Below are 16,365 nucleotides of genomic sequence, written 5' to 3'. Positions count from 1 at the left end.
CAGGTAGTCATGGCCGGGAACAGCCAGCGCAGGAACCGTCGCACGTCGAACAAGAAGGGTGCGACGGTCGGCAGCGGTGGCCAGCGGCGCAAGGGCCTCGAAGGCAAGGGCCCGACCCCCAAGGCCGAGGACCGCAAGGGCCACAAGGCGTTCCGCGTCTCCAACGCGATGGCCCGGCAGGCGGCCAAGCGCAAGCCCGTCGCCCGCCGCGGCGGCAAGGGGACGTCCGAGATGGTCGTCGGCCGCAACCCGGTCTTCGAGGCGCTGCGCGACGGCGTGCCCGCCACGACCCTGTACGTGCAGCAGTTCATCGACAACGACGAGCGCGTGCGCGAGGCCCTGAACCTCGCCACCGGCCGCGGCAACATCCACATCATGGAGGCGCCGCGCCCCGAGCTCGACCGCATGACGAACAACCTGAACCACCAGGGTCTCGTCCTCCAGGTCCCGCCGTACGAGTACGCGCACCCCGAGGACCTCGCCGCGGCCGCCTACGACGCCCACGAGGACCCGCTGATCGTCGCCCTCGACGGCATCACCGACCCGCGCAACCTCGGCGCCGTCGTCCGCTCCGTCGCCGCCTTCGGCGGCCACGGCGTGGTCGTCCCCGAGCGCCGTGCCGCCGGCATGACGGCCGGTGCGTGGAAGACCTCGGCCGGCACCGCCGCCCGTACCCCGGTCGCCCGCGCCACCAACCTGACCCGCTGCCTGGAGCAGTACCAGAAGGCCGGTCTGACGGTCGTCGGCCTCGCCGCCGACGGCGACCACGAGGTCCACGAGCTGGAGGCGCTGTCCGGTCCGGTCGTCGTCGTCGTCGGATCCGAGGGCAAGGGCCTGTCCCGTCTCGTCGGCGAGACCTGCGACTTCCTCGTCCGCATCCCGATGCCGGGTGGCGCCGAGTCGCTGAACGCCGGTGTCGCCGCGGGCGTCGTGCTGTACGAGGCGGCCCGCCGCCGTATGGCGTAACACCGGGCGCGGCGCCCGGCGTCGTACCCCTTCGCACGACCCGGCCCCGGCCGTGGCGTTGATCTTGACGGGTCTCGGACATTTGCGAGCTGTCAAGGCAGTGTCCTAAACCCAGATCACTCGGTTAGATGAGTGTGGACACCAGAACGCCCCGGCCGGGGTTCGACGATCAGCCGGCGTTGAGCATGGTCAAAGTGGACTCCGATCCCGCCCAGGTGATCGTGAACCACGCCAGCTTCCGTGTGCGGCTCGCGCCGGCCAAGCCGCCGACGTTCGCCGCGAACCCGCGCGTCGCCGCCTTCGCGGGAGCGGGCGCAGCCGCCGCCGGAGCCGGAGCCGCGGGAGGCGGCGCGGCCCGCCGCCGTCCCGTCGTGTGGACGGGCAAGTCGGCGCCGGGCGCGACCGGGCTCCTCCAGGCCGTACGCGACTCCTCCGTCTCCACCCTCGACCCGGCCGTCGGCCACGCCGGACTCGACACGGGCATCACCCAGGCCATCCCGCGCATCGACGACACCATGCCCACCCCGGTGGTGCCCGCCGAGGCCGCCGCCCCGCTGCTGCCGCCGATGCGCCGCGCCGAGGGCGCCTACGACGACATGTACGAGCTGCGGCCCGAGGCCCCCGGGCCGTACGGGGACGCCACGGACGACGGCCGGGACGGCCAGGCGGGCCGCGACGGCCGCCGCCAGGGACACGACGCGGTCCGGCACGCGTACTACCCCGGCCGCCGGATGAACCTCGGCGTCGTCCTCCTCCCGCTCCGCGTCTTCCTCGGCTTCATCTCCATCTACGCGGGCATGGGCAAGCTCTGCGACCCCGTCTACTTCGACGGCGGCGAGCGCGGCTCGATGGTGAAGTGGCTCAACTCGCTGCACCCTTGGCCGCTCGCCGAACCCCTCCGCGACTTCGCCCTCCAGCACCCCGTGGGCGCCGGACTCACCGTCGCGTTCCTCCAGGTCGTCGTCGGCGTCCTCACCGTCCTCGGCCTCTGGCAGCGGGCGGCGGCCGTCGTCGGCGCCCTGCTCTCCGCCGCTCTGCTCCTGACCGTCAGCTGGAAGACCGTCCCGGTCTACGACTCCGCCGACATCATCTACCTGGCCGCCTGGTCCCCGCTGATCATCGCCGGCGCCCCCGTGTACTCGCTCGACGGCCGCCTCGCGGGAGAGGCCTGGCGCACCCTCGGCCCCCGCGCGGAACTCTGGGCCCTCCGCCGCCGCGTCACGCGCCGCAGCACGCTCCTCGCCTCGGTCGTCGTCGGCCTCACCCTCCTCATCGGCTCCGTCCTCGGCGGCGCGGTCCGCTCGACCGAGATGGTCACCGTCCCGGGCCCCAACGACGACCCGATCAACCACCTCCCCGGCCAGCCGCTCCCCACGGAGCCGACGCGCCGCGCCCCCTCCCGGAGCGCCACGACCGCGCCCGAGCCGTCCGCGACCGCCGAGACGACGGAGGCCACGGCGGGCCGCGAGGAGACCGAGGAGGCGACCCGGCCGACCGAGACGACCCGGGAGAGCACCCGCACGCAGGAGCAGCGTCCGACGTCCACGCAGGGCACCGGCAGCGGTAGCGACAGCGGTACGGGCTCGGCCACGACCACCCGCCCGCCGAAGCAGTCGGACCCGGCACCCCCGCCGACCACCAGCGACACCCCGACGAGCACGGGCGGCTCGTCGAGCGGCGGCTCCACCGGTTCGACGGGCTCGACGGGCGGCAGCAGCACGCCGACGGAGAGCGGCTCGACGACGGGCGGCGCGAGGAACCCGATCGGCGGCCTGCTGGGCTGAGCCGAGTACGTACGAGAAGGGCGGCACCGCACAAGCGGCGCCGCCCTTCTCGTACTCCCCGTACGTGCCTGCCGTATCGGCTCAGGCCCGCTGAGCGGCAAGCTCCTTGGCCGCCTCGGTGAGGTCCTTGGCGGTGTCGATGGCGCGCCAGTAGGCGCCCTGGGGCAGCGGGAAGCCGGCCAGGCGGCGCTCGCGGGCGAGGCGGGGGAAAGTGGTCCGCTCGTGGTCGCCGAGGTCCGGGAGGAGGTCGGTGAAGGCGGCGGAGAAGACGTACACGCCGGCGTTGATGAGGAACGGCGACGGGGGCGCCTCGACGAAGTCGGTGATGTGCCCGAAGGTGTCGGTCTCGACGGCGCCCCAGGGGATGCGGGGGCGGGCCAGGGCGAGGGTGGCGACGGCGTCGCGCTCGTGGTGGAAGGCGGCCATCTCGCGGAGCGAGAAGCGGGTCCAGATGTCGCCGTTGGTCGCGTACCAGGGCTGGTCCGGCGAGGGCAGATGGGTGGCGGCGTACTTGAGGCCTCCGCCGCGGCCCAGGGGCTCGGACTCGACGACCGTCGTCACCTTCAGGGGGAGGTCGGCGTTTTCCAGCCATTCCTGGAGGACCTCGGCGAGGTGGCCGCAGGAGACGACCGCGTCGGTCACGCCCTCCTCGGCGAGCCAGGAAAGCTGATGGCCGATGATCGGGGTCCCGGTGCCCGGGATCTCGACCATCGGCTTGGGGCGGTCGTCGGTGTACGGGCGCAGCCGCGAGCCCTGGCCGCCCGCCAGGACCACGGCCTGCGTCGGGTTGGTGTGCATACGGGGAACGATAGGCGCCCCGTACGCGCCGAGCGCTTCAGCTCGCGGCTCAGCTCGCGCGCATGACACCGGTCGCGTACGCGGTGTCGCAGACCGGGCGGGAGAAGGACTGGGCGCGGGAGGGGCCGTAGTGCTTCACGGCGGCGCGGCCGAGGGCGCGGGCGATGGACATGCAGTGCTCGGCGAGCGACGGCCGGTTCTCGACCTCGCGCTGGAGGTGCGTGAGGGCGATGCCGGGGTCCTTCTCCTGAAGCTCTGCGAGGAGCTGGTCGCGGAGAATATCCTGCGGGGCACGGGACTTGGCGCGGACGGAGACGTCCGTGGAGGAGGCCGTCAGCTGGGTGGTGGAGTCCTGGCCGGCCCACGGAACGGCGGACACCGCGAGCGTTCCCGAGAGCACCAGGACGACGGGCAGGACGAGGGCGAGAGAGCGGCCGATTCGGCGGGCAGTGTGCGTCACGCAGGCGAGCGTAGCGGCCGGTAGTGATATGGCGACATTTAGTCACTCTCGCGGGGGATGGTTCGAGGCGGCTTTTCGAATTCCGTGTTGACGCGGGGGTCGGGGGAAGGCCCTGAATGCCGGGGTTTTCCGCGGTAAACCCCGACTTGATCCGTCTGGGTCCTCTTAGGCGAACGGCCCCGCATCTGCAAGAGATGCGGGACCGTTCACCGGTTCTCGGCGGCGACTGCGGGTCAGTCGCTGAGGCGGGCGCCCGTCGAGGTGGAGAAGACGTGCAGCTCGGCCGCGCGCGGGACGACGTGCAGCGTGGAGCCCTTGGCGGGGACGTCACGGCCGCCGACGCGGACGACCAGGTCCTTGTCCTCGCCGCCGACGCGGGTGGAGCCGTAGATGAAGCCGTCCGAGCCGAGCTCCTCGACGACGTTGACCGTGACGGCCAGGCCCTCGCCGCTGTCCGAGCCCTGCACGTCGAAGTGCTCGGGGCGGATGCCGACGGTGACGGTGGTGTCGCCGGCGGCCGAGGCGGCGGCGATGGCGTCACGGGTGACCGGGACGAGGCTGTTGCCGAACTTCACGCCGCCGTCGGTGATCGGGACCTCGACCAGGTTCATGGCGGGGGAGCCGATGAAGCCGGCGACGAAGAGGTTGGCGGGCCGGTCGTACATGTTGCGCGGGGAGTCGACCTGCTGGAGCAGACCGTCCTTCAGCACGGCGACGCGGTCGCCCATGGTGAGGGCCTCGGTCTGGTCGTGGGTGACGTAGACCGTGGTGATGCCCAGACGGCGCTGGAGGCCGGCGATCTGCGTACGGGTCGAGACACGGAGCTTCGCGTCGAGGTTCGACAGCGGCTCGTCCATGAGGAAGACCTGCGGCTCACGCACGATGGCGCGACCCATGGCGACACGCTGGCGCTGACCGCCGGAGAGCGCCTTCGGCTTGCGGTCCAGGTACTCGGTGAGGTCGAGGATCTTCGCGGCCTCTTCGACCTTGGCGCGGATCTCCGCCTTGTTGACGCCGGCGATCTTGAGCGCGAAGCCCATGTTGTCGGCGACGGTCATGTGCGGGTACAGCGCGTAGTTCTGGAACACCATCGCGATGTCCCGGTCCTTCGGCGGCAGGTGCGTGACGTCGCGGTCACCGATGCGGATGGAACCGGCGTTGACGTCCTCGAGCCCCGCGAGCATGCGGAGCGAGGTCGACTTGCCACAGCCGGAGGGCCCGACGAGGACGAGGAACTCGCCGTCGGCGATCTCGATGTCGAGCTGGTCGACGGAGGGCTTGGTGGCACCGGGGTACACCCGGGTCGCCTTGTCGAAAGTGACGGAAGCCATGGTGATGTGTCCCTTCACCGGCAGGAACGTGCCGGACGATCCGAGTAAAGGAAGGATTGAGGTCTAGTCCACCAGGGTGAACCGTAGGTGACGCTACCTGGCCACGCCCGATCTGTCAGCAGCCGAAGGACCCGAGATTTCCGGCCGCGCCGCGTGCGGGTTTGGTTACACTGCACTGGCTGCCTCCTTAGCTCAGCTGGCCAGAGCACCGCTCTTGTAAAGCGGGGGTCGTCGGTTCGAACCCGACAGGGGGCTCCAGGTGGGAAACGCGAAGACCCCCAACCGATCATGGTTGGGGGTCTTTGACATCTAAGGCTGACATCAACGGCGACGGTCAGCAGGGGACGGTCCGCAGCGCGCGGAGCGAAAGGCTGATGCCGGCTCCCGGGCCTGGCGGGCAGGATCACGCCATGTCGACCGATGTCAGTGGAATGATCGAGTGCCGACCGGGGGTCCGGCTGTGGGGTCCGGACGACGAGGACGCCGTCTGGGAACTCGGCATCGACCTCTTCCTGCTCAACAGGGGCAACGCCTACGACAGCCTCGCCTGTCTCTTCGGCATCCGCAACTCCTTCGGCTTCCGCCCGCCGGCAGAAGGCCGTGGGTTTCCGGATGACGCGTCGGACGGGCTGCGTGCTGAGTTCGCAGGCTACGGCGGTCCTCACTCCGTACACGGGACGACATGGGTGACCTGGGCTGAGCTGGAGGCCACCGACTGGCAGGAGACGGACGCCTCCGGCACACGAAGCCGCGCGTCGGCCGCAGGGACCGACACCGACTGGGGCCGAGTCTGGAGCGTCATGCGCATCCTCAGCGAGGTTCACGGCGCGGAGAACGTGCGTCTCGTCGTCTGGTTTCACTGATTCGACCCCGTGCTCGGAACAGAGCACGGGGTCGAATCAGAACGGCATTCAGTACAGTCAGCCACAGTCGGCGTGGAGCTCCGGGCGCCTTCTCATCGGCGCGATCCTCGTCCCTTCCCGCGGGCGGGCTTCATGCCGGGGCCGGTTTCGTGAACCGCCGAGTGCGGCGTCACGGTCAGCCAAACCGTCGAGCAGCTGCGGACATCGTCGTTCTTGCCTCTCTGTGCGAGATCGTCTGGTCACGTCGCCCGAGTCGGGTCTCGTGGCTGCCTACCATGGCGGCATGGATGAAGTGCGGGGCGAAGGGCCGTTGAGCGACGCAGAGGTCCAGCAGATGAAGGATCTGCTGCGCCGGTACTGCGCTCATGACCTGGACCAGTGGGAGGCCCTTCAGACGGAGACTCCCTACGGGCCCGTCTACCTCTTCATGGCGAACGCGCTGCCGCAGGGGTGGGAGCCCGAGATGTTCCGGGCGTTCTAGGCAGCCCTTCCTGCTGCGCGCGGCAGGAGCGCCAACCTGTGCTTCCGGCACAACCCTTCTGCGCCCTCGCGGTGAGCCGAAGTTGTGGGCACCGTGCGAGGGATGCCCATGGTGGGCCCTGGAGGGGAGACGGGATGACGCAGTCGAAGTGCGGAGCTCCTACGCAGAGCGGCGGCCGGTGCCAGAACAAGGCGGTCATCGGGACCTCCCGGTGCGCCAAGCACCAGGGACCGTGGTCCGCGTACGGGGTGGAGCAGCGGAAGAAGAAGGAAGCCGAAGCGAAGATGCGGAAGCTCCGGAAGAAGCGGTGACGGGGACTGCTGACTTGCACGAACTTGTCAACCGGGGGTCGTCGGTTCGAACCCGACAGGGGGTCCGGGCTGGGGCCTGCGAAGACCCTTGGCCGATCTTGGTCTGGGGTCTTCCGTGTCCGTGGGAGGTCATGGCTGCGAGTGCGGCGGTGTCTGCGGTGGTGCCTCGTCGGCGCGGGTCACCGTGCATGTCGGATGTGGGTCGTAGCAGAGGGCGGCGGTGGCGCACGTCAGCAGGATGAGGGCCACCTGGGTTTCCACACCAGCGGCTTCTCACGCCAGCCCCCTCAGCGTGCCCGGGAAGGCCGGCCTGGTCACCTGCGTCGCCCCCACGCACGACGGAAAGCCCAGATCATCGCGTACAGCGCCGCGGAGAGACAAGGGGATGCAAATTGCCGGGGCTCTTGCGATCAGGTGTCCTGGAGGGGGTTTGTCCGGGACACTTGGGGGTTGCGGGGGGCGTACAGGTGGTGTTCGGGGAGGGGTGTGCGGATGGGGCGGCGTTCCGGTGGGCTGATCGGGATCTGGGCCGAGCAGCAGCGGGTCGCGCAGCGGCAGCGGGAGGGGCAGCAGCAGGCGGTGCTGCGGCAGCAGCGGGACGCCGAGGGGGCGCAGCGGGCGTACGAGCGGGATGTCGCCCGGATGCAGAAGGAGCAGAAGGCCGCCTATCGGCGGCACCGGGACGAGGACGCCCTGCGGCGGACCCGGGAGCTGGACGCGCGGGTCGCCGCGCTCGAAGGGCTGCTCGTCGCGGGGTGCCGCGCGCCGGCCTTCGGGGTGGAGGCCCTGCGGCAGGCCGAGGAGGTCGAGCCGTTCGCGCCCGGGCCCCTGGGTGTTCCCGTGGCCATGCCCGACCAGCGGTACTACCAGGAGCACGGCGGGCGGGCGCGGTTCGAGCGGGACTGGTACGCGGCGCAGGCCGCCGAGGCCCGGCGCCTTGAGCAGCTGGCCGCCTACCGGCGGGAGTACGACCTGTGGGCCGCGGCCCGGGTCGCCGAGATCCGGCGCCACAACGACGGGCTCGCCGGGACCGCCGACGCGTTGCGGGCGGGCGAGCCCGACACCGTCGTCGACTACTTCTCCGCCGTGCTCTTCGCCTCCACCGCCTGGCCGGAGGGCTTCCCTCGGGAGGTGGCCGCCGCCTACGACCGTGCCGGCCGGACGCTCGTCCTCGACTGGGACCTGCCCCCGTACGAGGTCGTGCCCGCCGCCAAGGGCGTCAAGTACCTGCCCAGCACCGACCAGGACAAGGAGGTCCCGCGGCCCGTCACGCAGCGGCGGGCCCTCTACCGGGACGTCCTCTCCCAGAGCGTCCTCCTCGCCGTGCGGGAGCTGTTCGCCGCGGACCGCGCCGGCGCCCTGGAGAGCGTCGCCCTCAACGGGTACGTGGGCGGGGTCGATCCCGCCACCGGGCTCGCCGGGCGCGTGTGCGTCGCGTCCGTGGTCGTCGGGCGGCGGGACTTCGACCGCCTGAACCTGGAGCTCGTCGGGGCGGTGGAGTGCCTGACCGGGGCCCTCGCCGGCCGGCTGTCCGCCAAGCCCGAGGAGCGCGTCGCCGTGGCGCCGCTCCGCACCCCCGACCAGGTGGGTTCCGAGGTCGTCGTCCAGGGCGACGGCGAGGAGCCCGACCTGCTCGCCATGGATCCGATCGCCTTCGAGGGGCTCGTGGCGGAGCTGTTCCGGGCTCGTGGGCTCCAGGCCGTGACCACGCGCCGTTCCAACGACGGCGGGGTCGACGTCGAGGCGCTCGACTCCGACCCGATCAGCGGCGGGTCGATCGTCGTCCAGGTGAAGCGCTACCGGAACACCGTGCCGCCGACCGCCGTCCGCGACCTGTACGGCACCGTGCAGGACGCCGGTGCCAACAAGGGCGTGCTCGTCACCACCTCCAAGTTCGGGCCCGGCTCCTACACCTTCGCCAACGGCAAGCCCCTCACCCTGATCTCGGGGACCGAGCTCGTCGACCTCCTCCACCAGCACGGCCTGCGCGGGCGCCTCGGCCCCGGGACGGCCCCCGCCCCCGTCGAGGCCGCCGTGACCGCGCCGCCCGAGGCCGCCGAGGACTTCAACCTGCTCGGCATGGTCTGGTCCGGCTCGGTCGCCCTCGACGTCTGCGCGCTCGTCTGCTCGGGCGGTCGGGTTCTCGGTGACGAGTGGTTCGTCTTCTTCAACAATCAGGCCACTCCCGATGGTTCGGTCGCCATGGTGGCCGCCGCTCCCGGTGACCGGGCCGCCGTCCGGGTCGGCTTCGACGCCCTGCCCGCCCGCGCCGACCGGCTCGTCCTCGTGGCCGCGGTGGACCCCGAGGTGAACCCGGACGCGGACCTCGGCGGCTTCACCGACGCGGGCATCCGGCTCCGCGACGACGCCGGCGGCGAGCTCGACCGCCTGGAGGTCTCCGACGGGCGGCCCGGCGAGACCGCCCTCGTCCTCGGGTCGTTCCGGCGACGGGCCGGCGGCAACTGGGACTTCGTCCTCGGGGGGAAGGGGTACCGGGGCGGTCTCGAGGAGTTGGTGGGGGACTTCGGGATTCAGGTGGAGTGAGCCGCGTCGGCGGTGGGGTGTAGGGGCAGGGGCAGGGGGCGGGGTAGGGCGCTTGTGGCCTGTTCCTGTTCCTGTTCCTGTTTCTGCCTCTGCCCCTGCCCTGCTTTCAGTGGCGGCCCGCCACCCTGTCCGCCAGCGTCGCCACCCTGTCCGTCTTCGCGCTGTGGCCCGTGAGTTCGCGGCGGTCCGCCCCCCTGAAGGCCGCGTACATCGTCTGGACCGCCAGCCAGCGCAGCGGTTCCGGTTCCCACTTGCGGACCTTGTGGTTCACCCAGGGCAGTGCCGTGAGGTCCGTGGGGCCCGACTGGCCCGAGTCCTGCTGGATCAGGTCGCGGAGCGTGCGGGCCGCCAGGTTGGCCGTGGCGACGCCCGAGCCGACGTAGCCGCCCGCCCAGCCGAGGCCGGTCGAGCGGTCGAGGGTCACGGTCGCGCACCAGTCGCGGGGGACGCCCAGGACGCCGGACCAGGCGTGGTCCACCCGTACCCCTGCCAGCTGGGGGAAGAAGCGGACCAGGATCTCGCGGAGCGCCTCGATCGTCTGCGGCTGGGTGCGGCCGTCGTTGTCCGTCTTCGAGCCGTAGCGGTACGGGACTCCCCGGCCGCCCAGCGCGATCCGGCCGTCGGCGGTGCGCTGCGCGTACATGTAGGCGTGTGCCATGTCGCCGAGGGTCTCGCGGCCCTCCCAGCCGATGGAGTCCCACTGCTCGTCCGTGAGCGGCTCGGTGGCGATCATCGAGGAGTTCATCGGCAGCCAGGTGCGGCGCTGGCCGGCGAGGGAGGCCGTGAAGCCCTCGGTGCAGCGCAGGACGTACGGGGCGCGGACCGTGCCGTACGGGGTGATCGCGTGCTTCGGCTTGATCTCCGTGACCGGGGTCGACTCGTGGATCGTGACGCCGAGCGCCTCGACGGCCGCCGCGAGGCCCTTGACCAGCTTCACCGGGTGCAGGCGCGCGCCGTGCGGGGTCCAGGACGAGCCGACGGCACCGGTGACGCGGATGCGGTCCGCCGTCTCGCGGGCGCCGTAGAGCTCGCGGTCCCTCTCGCCGAAGGCGGCCTCGGTCGCGTGGAACTCCTTCAGCCTGGACAGTTGGGCGGGGGACACGGCTACTTCGAGTACGCCACCGCGGTGCTGGTCCGCCTCGATCTTCTCCGTCTCGCAGATGTCCAGGACCTCGTCGACCGTGGCGTTCATGGCCTGCTGGAGGCGGACGGCGGCCTCGTGGCCGTGGAGCTCGGCGTAGCGGGCGCGGCCGGCGATGCCGTTGTAGAGCCAGCCGCCGTTGCGTCCGGAGGCGCCGTAGCCGCAGAACTTCGCTTCGAGGACGGTGATGTTGAGGAAGGGGACGGCCTTCTTCAGGTAGTAGGCGGTCCACAGGCCGGTGTAGCCGCCGCCGACGATGCAGACGTCGGCCGTCGTGTCGCCGGGGAGCGGCTCGCGGGGCGCGGGGGCGCCCTCCTGCCCGTACCAGAACGAGATGCCGCCGTTGACCGTACTCATGTGTCGTTCCTCAGTCCGTCTTCCGGGTGCGTGGGCGGGACGTTACCCGGGGCCCTGGGCCTGTGGATACGGGTCTTCCGGTGAGGGTTTCCGGGCGGGAGCGCGCTCCACGACGCGGCCGAATTCTCGAAGGCGCTCCGCGACGCCGGCGTCGCGGAGCAGGCGGGAGTGTGACGACAGGACCTAGGCTCGGGCACGTGATTCACGTACCGGAGGAACTCGCGCTGTCCCAGGCCGAGTACAACGGTGAGGCGGGACGGGCGTTCGTCGCCGGACTGCCCGCGCGGGCCGGGGAGTTCCTCGACAGATGGGGGCTGAGGCTCACCGGGGCCTCGATGCACGGGGCGGCCTCGCTCGTCCTGCCCGTGCAGCGGGTCGAGGACGGCACCCGCGCCGCGCTGAAGTTGCAGATCCTCGACGACGAGACCGAGGGCGAGCCCGTCGGGCTGCGCGTCTGGGACGGGGCGGGCTCGGTGCGCCTGCTCGACCACGACGCCGGCACCGGGACCATGCTCCTGGAGTGGCTCGACGCCGCCCGCCCGCTGTCCGCGGTCGAGGACACGCGGGAGGCGCTGCGGATCGTGGCCGGGCTGCTCGCCCGGCTCGTCGCGCACCCGGCGCCCGCCGGGCTGCGGACCCTCGGCGACATCGCCGCCGGGATGCTCGCCGACGTACCGGACGCGGCCGCACGGCTCGGCGCTGCGGACGCGGCGGTCCTGCGGGACTGCGCGGCGGCCGTACGGGACGTGGTGGGCGAACCGGGGGACCGGCTGCTCCACTGGGACCTCCACCTGGACAACGTCCTCGCGTCCGAGCGCGAGCCCTGGCTCGCCATCGACCCGAAGCCGCTCGCCGGGGATCCGGGGTTCGATCTGCTGCCCGCTCTGACGGACCGGTTCGACCCCGATCCGGACGAGCTGCTGTGGCGGTTCGACCTGCTCGCCGAGGTCGTCGGCGACCGCCGGCGGGCCGCGGCGTGGACCCTCGGCCGCGTCCTGCAGAACGGCCTGTGGGACGTCGAGGACGGCGAGCCGGAGCTGGACGAGGAGCAGGTGGCGCTCGCGCGGATCCTGCTGGCCAGGAGGGTGTGATCCGGGGCAGGCTGGGGGCATGATCCGTACCGCCACGCCCGCAGACGTCCCCGTCGTCTTCGCCATGATCCGCGACCTCGCGGAGTACGAGAAGGCCCTCCACGAGGTCCGTACGACCCCGGACCAGCTCCACGAGGCCCTCTTCGGCGACCGCCCCGCGGCCTTCGCCCACATCGCGGAGACGGAGTCCGGAGAGGTCGCCGGCTTCGCCCTCTGGTTCCTCAACTTCTCGACCTGGCGCGGGGTCCACGGCATCTACCTGGAGGACCTGTACGTCCGTCCGGAGGTCCGCGGCGGCGGCCACGGCAAGGCCCTGCTGACCGAACTGGCCCGTATCTGCGTGGACCGCGGCTACGAGCGCCTGGAGTGGTCCGTCCTGAACTGGAACAAGCCGTCGATCGACTTCTACGAGTCCCTGGGCGCCCGCCCGCAGGACGAGTGGACGGTCTACCGCCTCACGGACGGGGCGCTGGCCGAGCTCGGCGGTGGTGGGGCGGGAGCGCTGTAGGGCGTGCTGTAGGAAGGGGGCATGGATATCGAGCAGCGGTTTCAGCGGATCACCGACTTCATCGAGGCGCGCCTGACGCCCCTCTTCGACCCCGCGAACGGGAAGGACCACGGGTTCGGGATGGACGACACCTCCCGGGCCCTGCGCGCCCTGCGCTACACCGTGCAGGCGGCGTCGGCGGTCAAGGGCCTGGTGGAGAAGCGGGAGTCGGAGCCGGAGCTGCGGCCCGTCGTCGACCAGGCCCTGGAGCACAACTGGGACGTGCTCCGCTCCGCCGCCCGGATGTGGGAGGACCACGCCGACTTCCAGAAGGAGTTCAAGGCGCACTCCTGGGACGTCGTCGGGGTCTGATCCCGTACGGAGGCTCTTACGGGATCAGGACCACCTTGCCCGTCGTGCCCCGGGTCTCCAGGGCGCGGTGGGCCTCCGCCGCCTTCTCCAGCGGGAAGCGGTGGACCGCCGGGCGGAGCGTGCCGTCGGCCGCGGCGGCGAGGGCGGCGAGTTCGAGGTTGCGGACGTCGCCGCCCGCCTTCCGGAGCATGACGGGGCCGAGGACGGACTCCGAGGTGATGCCGCGCTCCGCGAGCTCCTCCGGGGTGAACGTCAGCGGCTCGCCGTCGTGCAGGCCCGCGCCCGACCAGCCGAACACGACGTGCTGCCCGCCCTCGCCGAGGAGGTCGACGGCGGCGCGGCCGGCGTCGCCGCCGACCGAGTCGAAGACGACGGTCGCGGAGCGCCCGAGCTCGTCGAGGTACGCGCGGACCTTCTCCGGCCAGTCCGCCTCCTTGTAGTCGACGGCGAGGTCGGCGCCGTTCGCCTCGACGAGCGCGACCTTCGCGGGGCCGCCGGCGAGGCCGACGACGGTGGCGCCGGCGTTCTTCGCGTACTGGACGAGCAGGGTGCCGATGCCGCCCGCGGCGGCCGGGACGATCGCGACCGAGTCGGGGCCCAGCTCGGTGAACTGCAGGATGCCCAGGGTCGTGCGGCCCGTGCCGATCATGGCGACGGCCTCGGCCTCGCCGACGTGGTCGGGGAGGGCGTGCAGCCGGGCCGCGTCGGTGACGGCGAGCTCCGCGTATCCTCCCGGGGCCATGCCGAGGTGGGCGACGACCCGCTTGCCGAGCCAGGCCGGGTCGGTGCCCTCGCCGAGCGCGTCGACCGTGCCGGCGACCTCGCGGCCGGGGATCGTGGGGAGCTCGGCGGGGGCGGGGAAGGGGCCCGCCTGGCCGAGCCGCAGTGCGGTGTCGAGGAGGTGCACCCCGGCGGCCGCGACACGGATCCGGACCTGGCCGGGGGCCGGCACGGGGTCGGCCGTCTCCTCGTGGGTGAGGTTCTCGGCGGGGCCGAAGGCGTGGAGGCGGATGGCGTGCATGACGGTTCCCCTGTCGTCGTCGCTGACACTTCAGCGGTCTTCCTCGGTGACAGTTCCCGAGCCTCCGCCCTCAAGCGCGCTTGAGGTCAAGCTGTTCCGTGCGGACGGCCAGCGACACCGCCTCGATCGCGCTCGTGAACGACACCTCCGACAGCACGCCGGGCGCCGCCACCTGGTCGCCCACCAGGTACACGCCGTCGCCCCGGTCGACCGCGGGACGGTCGCGCCAGGTGGTGCCCGGCCGGTCCACCGCTCCCGTACGGCCCTGGGACACGGCCTCCCTGCGCCACACCGTCCGCTCGCGCCAGCCCGGGAAGGCCCGGTCGAGGAGCCGCTCGCCGTGGGCGACGCCGTCCGCCTTGGACTCCCCGGGGCCGATGGGCAGCTGGGCCTGGACGAGCTGCTGTCCGGCGGGGGCGAGCGAGCGGTCCTGCGCCGTGAACCGCTCGACCCAGCCGGGCGCGTCCAGGTCCGAGACGACGAACGGGTCGCCCTTCCGGGTCCGCAGCGCCAGGTCGAGCAGGACCGTGCGGCCGCTGTCCCAGTTCAGCGACGGGTCGCCGAGGAGGCGGGCGGCGGCGGGCAGGGCGGTGGCGACGATCACGGGCCCTTCGCCGAGCGGCAGGCTGTCGACGCGGGACGAGGTCTCGATCCGCACGCCCGTCTCCCAGGCGCGCGCGACCATCCGCTCGATCAGCTGCCCCCAGCCGCCCCGGATGTAGTGGGCCTCGGGCGGCAGGGAGCCCGCCCGGTGCAGGCGCTCCTGGACGAACCGGGCCGAGAGCGAGCCCGGGTCGTGGTGGAAGAGGGCGACCGCGCTGTAGGCGGCGGCGTCGTGGGCGGTCCGCTCGCCCGCGAGGCCGGTGACCCAGGTACGGAAGTCGACGTCGACGGGGGCCTGGCCGGCCCCGCGGAGGGTCTGGCGCAGCAGGCCGAGCGGCGGGGTGCGGCGCAGGGCGCCGTCGCGGTGGAAGCGGAGCCGGAGGGCCTCGGCGGGCGGGAGCGGGGCGAGCGGTCCGAGGAGGCCGCGCTGCTTGAGCCAGGTCCAGTGGGGGCCGCCGGAGTAGAGGGCGTGCGGGCCTTCGTTGGTGCGGTACGGGCCTTCGGCGGTGCGGGCCCGGCCGCCGGGCGTGCGGTGGGCCTCGTGCAGGGTCACCTTCGCGCCGGCCTCGGCGGCGGTGATCGCCGCGGTGAGCCCCGCGAAGCCGCCGCCGATGATGGTGAGCTTGCGCATGTCCGTCTCCCTCGTGTCCGGGTGCCGTGTCCGGGCCCCGTGTCGGGTCTCGGTGTCCGGTCTCGTGTGGGGGACGGGCGGCGGGGTCGCGTTCGTGACATCGGGGGCGTTGTCAGTGGCGTACATCACCATGGGGGCATGGCGACGGCACGGAAGAAGAAGGTGGCGGGGGCGCGGCGGCCGGAGGTTCGGCTGCCTCCCCTCGTGGCGTACGAGGGCGGGATCGAGGCGGACGGGGACTACGACGGGCTCGAACTGGCCGGGCTCGACCTGGCGGGCCAGTCGGGCGCGGGGGCCCGGTTCCTGGACTGCGCGCTGCGCGAGTGCGGGCTCGACGAGGCGCGGCTCACGGGGGCGCGGTTCCTCGACTCGGTCCTGACGGGGGTACGGGGCGTGGGCACGGACCTGTCGGGGGCGCAGCTGCGGGACGTGGAGGTCGTGGAGGCGCGGCTCGGCGGGGCGCAGCTGCACGGGGCGGTGCTGGAGAGAGTCGTGGTGCGGGGCGGCAAGAGCGACTACCTGAACCTGCGGGCGGCGAAGCTGAAGGACGTCGTCTTCGAGGGGTGCGTGCTGGCCGAGCCGGACTTCGGGGGCGCGGTCCTGGAGAGGGTCGAGTTCGTGGACTGCGTGCTGACCGGGGTGGACTTCTCCGGGGCGCGGCTGACGGACGTGGACCTGCGCGGGGTGCAGCGTCTGGAGATCGCGCGCGGGGTGGAGTCCCTGGCCGGGGCCGTCATCTCGACGGCCCAGCTCCTCGACCTGGCACCGGTGCTCGCGGCACGGCTGGGGGTGCGGGTGGAGGGGTAGGGGGCGCTCGTTCGGTCGAGGCCGCGGGGCTGCGGGGTGCGGGGCTGCGGGGTGCGGCGCGGTCGGTCGAGGCCCGCGGGGCGCGGGCGGGTGTCCGGCCGCGGTCTGCGGCGCGGGCGCGTGTCCTGCCGGGCCCACGGGGGCGCTGTGTGTGCGGACGGGGCCGCGGGGTGCGGCGTCTGTTCGGACGGGGCTGCGGGGTGCGGCGTCTGTTCGGACGGGGCTGCGGGGTGCGGCGTCTGTTCGGACGGGGCTGCGGGGTGCGGCGTCTGTTCGGACGGGGCTGCGGGGTGCGGCGTCTGCTCGGACGGGGCTGC

Annotated in this window: 16 protein-coding genes and 1 tRNA gene; 11 read left to right on the top strand and 6 right to left on the bottom strand. The window is 72.6% G+C overall.

Annotated features, from left to right (window positions below; translation table 11 throughout):
- Positions 1-9 precede the first annotated feature (9 nt).
- Both rlmB and ACF08F_RS13515 read left to right on the top strand, forming a co-directional pair.
- Positions 10-966 (top strand): 23S rRNA (guanosine(2251)-2'-O)-methyltransferase RlmB, encoded by a 957-nt coding sequence (rlmB, locus tag ACF08F_RS13520; RefSeq protein ID WP_392298641.1) that lies wholly within the window; start codon positions 10-12, stop codon positions 964-966.
- A 128-nt stretch (positions 967-1,094) separates the two neighbouring features.
- On the top strand, positions 1,095-2,750 hold the full coding sequence (locus tag ACF08F_RS13515; RefSeq protein WP_392298640.1) for a DoxX family membrane protein: 1,656 nt from the start codon (positions 1,095-1,097) through the stop codon (positions 2,748-2,750).
- An 81-nt stretch (positions 2,751-2,831) separates the two neighbouring features.
- On the opposite strand, the gene ACF08F_RS13510 is transcribed toward ACF08F_RS13515, so the two are convergent.
- The 3 genes from ACF08F_RS13510 to ACF08F_RS13500 form a co-directional block, all read right to left on the bottom strand.
- Positions 2,832-3,548 (bottom strand): NDP-sugar synthase, encoded by a 717-nt coding sequence (locus ACF08F_RS13510; RefSeq protein ID WP_392298639.1) that lies wholly within the window; start codon positions 3,546-3,548, stop codon positions 2,832-2,834.
- Positions 3,549-3,597: 49 nt separating this feature from the next.
- Entirely contained in the window at positions 3,598-4,008 is a 411-nt protein-coding gene (locus ACF08F_RS13505; protein WP_392298638.1) for a hypothetical protein, read from the bottom strand.
- A gap of 233 nt (positions 4,009-4,241) precedes the next feature.
- The gene (locus ACF08F_RS13500) at positions 4,242-5,339 is read right to left on the bottom strand and encodes an ABC transporter ATP-binding protein (protein WP_392298637.1); all 1,098 of its coding nucleotides are present in this window, start codon (positions 5,337-5,339) and stop codon (positions 4,242-4,244) included.
- A 181-nt stretch (positions 5,340-5,520) separates the two neighbouring features.
- Between ACF08F_RS13500 and ACF08F_RS13495 the strand changes: the two genes are divergently transcribed.
- The 5 genes from ACF08F_RS13495 to ACF08F_RS13475 all read left to right on the top strand — a co-directional run bounded on the left by ACF08F_RS13495 (position 5,521) and on the right by ACF08F_RS13475 (position 9,538).
- Positions 5,521-5,597 (top strand) — tRNA-Thr (locus ACF08F_RS13495).
- A gap of 152 nt (positions 5,598-5,749) precedes the next feature.
- Positions 5,750-6,202: a hypothetical protein gene (locus ACF08F_RS13490; RefSeq protein ID WP_392298636.1), complete on the top strand. Its 453-nt coding sequence runs from the start codon at positions 5,750-5,752 to the stop codon at positions 6,200-6,202.
- Positions 6,203-6,485: 283 nt separating this feature from the next.
- A complete protein-coding gene (locus ACF08F_RS13485) occupies positions 6,486-6,683 on the top strand; it encodes a hypothetical protein (RefSeq protein WP_392298635.1) in 198 nt (65 codons plus the stop codon).
- Between the two features lie 134 nt (positions 6,684-6,817).
- Positions 6,818-6,994, top strand: coding sequence for a hypothetical protein (locus ACF08F_RS13480; RefSeq protein ID WP_392298634.1), 177 nt, complete (start codon positions 6,818-6,820; stop codon positions 6,992-6,994).
- Between the two features lie 492 nt (positions 6,995-7,486).
- Positions 7,487-9,538, top strand: coding sequence for a restriction endonuclease (locus tag ACF08F_RS13475; RefSeq protein WP_392298633.1), 2,052 nt, complete (start codon positions 7,487-7,489; stop codon positions 9,536-9,538).
- Between the two features lie 106 nt (positions 9,539-9,644).
- Here the strand turns inward: ACF08F_RS13475 and ACF08F_RS13470 are convergent, their stop codons facing one another.
- The gene (locus ACF08F_RS13470; RefSeq protein WP_392298632.1) at positions 9,645-11,036 is read right to left on the bottom strand and encodes an NAD(P)/FAD-dependent oxidoreductase; all 1,392 of its coding nucleotides are present in this window, start codon (positions 11,034-11,036) and stop codon (positions 9,645-9,647) included.
- A gap of 197 nt (positions 11,037-11,233) precedes the next feature.
- Between ACF08F_RS13470 and ACF08F_RS13465 the strand changes: the two genes are divergently transcribed.
- Genes ACF08F_RS13465 through ACF08F_RS13455 form a run of 3 tightly spaced genes read left to right on the top strand, consistent with a single transcriptional unit; the run spans position 11,234 to position 12,986 of the window.
- The gene (locus ACF08F_RS13465; protein ID WP_392298631.1) at positions 11,234-12,127 is read left to right on the top strand and encodes an aminoglycoside phosphotransferase family protein; all 894 of its coding nucleotides are present in this window, start codon (positions 11,234-11,236) and stop codon (positions 12,125-12,127) included.
- Positions 12,128-12,146: 19 nt separating this feature from the next.
- Positions 12,147-12,635: a GNAT family N-acetyltransferase gene (locus ACF08F_RS13460; RefSeq protein ID WP_392298630.1), complete on the top strand. Its 489-nt coding sequence runs from the start codon at positions 12,147-12,149 to the stop codon at positions 12,633-12,635.
- A 21-nt stretch (positions 12,636-12,656) separates the two neighbouring features.
- Complete coding sequence (locus ACF08F_RS13455; RefSeq protein WP_392298629.1) at positions 12,657-12,986, top strand: hypothetical protein; 330 nt, start codon at positions 12,657-12,659, stop codon at positions 12,984-12,986.
- A 16-nt stretch (positions 12,987-13,002) separates the two neighbouring features.
- Here ACF08F_RS13455 and ACF08F_RS13450 read toward each other — a convergent pair whose 3' ends face one another.
- A complete protein-coding gene (locus tag ACF08F_RS13450; protein ID WP_392298628.1) occupies positions 13,003-14,007 on the bottom strand; it encodes a zinc-binding dehydrogenase in 1,005 nt (334 codons plus the stop codon).
- A 70-nt stretch (positions 14,008-14,077) separates the two neighbouring features.
- Positions 14,078-15,241 (bottom strand): NAD(P)-binding protein, encoded by a 1,164-nt coding sequence (locus ACF08F_RS13445; RefSeq protein WP_392298627.1) that lies wholly within the window; start codon positions 15,239-15,241, stop codon positions 14,078-14,080.
- A gap of 138 nt (positions 15,242-15,379) precedes the next feature.
- Here ACF08F_RS13445 and ACF08F_RS13440 point away from each other — a divergent pair, with 138 nt between their 5' ends.
- A complete protein-coding gene (locus tag ACF08F_RS13440; RefSeq protein ID WP_392298626.1) occupies positions 15,380-16,048 on the top strand; it encodes a pentapeptide repeat-containing protein in 669 nt (222 codons plus the stop codon).
- Positions 16,049-16,365: the final 317 nt, after the last annotated feature.

The organism is Streptomyces sp. NPDC015130 (assembly GCF_043080005.1).
Classification (GTDB): domain Bacteria; phylum Actinomycetota; class Actinomycetes; order Streptomycetales; family Streptomycetaceae; genus Streptomyces.
The sequence above is the reverse complement of the archived record's forward strand: the minus strand, read 5'-3'. Positions and strand labels throughout refer to the sequence as shown.

Coding starts and splice junctions, on each gene's coding strand:
- ACF08F_RS13510 (WP_392298639.1), bottom strand. CDS start 3,548: ATGCACACCAACCCGACGCAGGCCGTGGTCCTGGCGGGCGGCCAGGGC.
- ACF08F_RS13470 (WP_392298632.1), bottom strand. CDS start 11,036: ATGAGTACGGTCAACGGCGGCATCTCGTTCTGGTACGGGCAGGAGGGC.
- ACF08F_RS13485 (WP_392298635.1), top strand. CDS start 6,486: ATGGATGAAGTGCGGGGCGAAGGGCCGTTGAGCGACGCAGAGGTCCAG.
- ACF08F_RS13445 (WP_392298627.1), bottom strand. CDS start 15,241: ATGCGCAAGCTCACCATCATCGGCGGCGGCTTCGCGGGGCTCACCGCG.
- ACF08F_RS13450 (WP_392298628.1), bottom strand. CDS start 14,007: ATGCACGCCATCCGCCTCCACGCCTTCGGCCCCGCCGAGAACCTCACC.
- ACF08F_RS13490 (WP_392298636.1), top strand. CDS start 5,750: ATGTCGACCGATGTCAGTGGAATGATCGAGTGCCGACCGGGGGTCCGG.
- ACF08F_RS13475 (WP_392298633.1), top strand. CDS start 7,487: ATGGGGCGGCGTTCCGGTGGGCTGATCGGGATCTGGGCCGAGCAGCAG.
- rlmB (WP_392298641.1), top strand. CDS start 10: ATGGCCGGGAACAGCCAGCGCAGGAACCGTCGCACGTCGAACAAGAAG.
- ACF08F_RS13515 (WP_392298640.1), top strand. CDS start 1,095: ATGAGTGTGGACACCAGAACGCCCCGGCCGGGGTTCGACGATCAGCCG.
- ACF08F_RS13460 (WP_392298630.1), top strand. CDS start 12,147: ATGATCCGTACCGCCACGCCCGCAGACGTCCCCGTCGTCTTCGCCATG.
- ACF08F_RS13500 (WP_392298637.1), bottom strand. CDS start 5,339: ATGGCTTCCGTCACTTTCGACAAGGCGACCCGGGTGTACCCCGGTGCC.
- ACF08F_RS13480 (WP_392298634.1), top strand. CDS start 6,818: ATGACGCAGTCGAAGTGCGGAGCTCCTACGCAGAGCGGCGGCCGGTGC.
- ACF08F_RS13455 (WP_392298629.1), top strand. CDS start 12,657: ATGGATATCGAGCAGCGGTTTCAGCGGATCACCGACTTCATCGAGGCG.
- ACF08F_RS13440 (WP_392298626.1), top strand. CDS start 15,380: ATGGCGACGGCACGGAAGAAGAAGGTGGCGGGGGCGCGGCGGCCGGAG.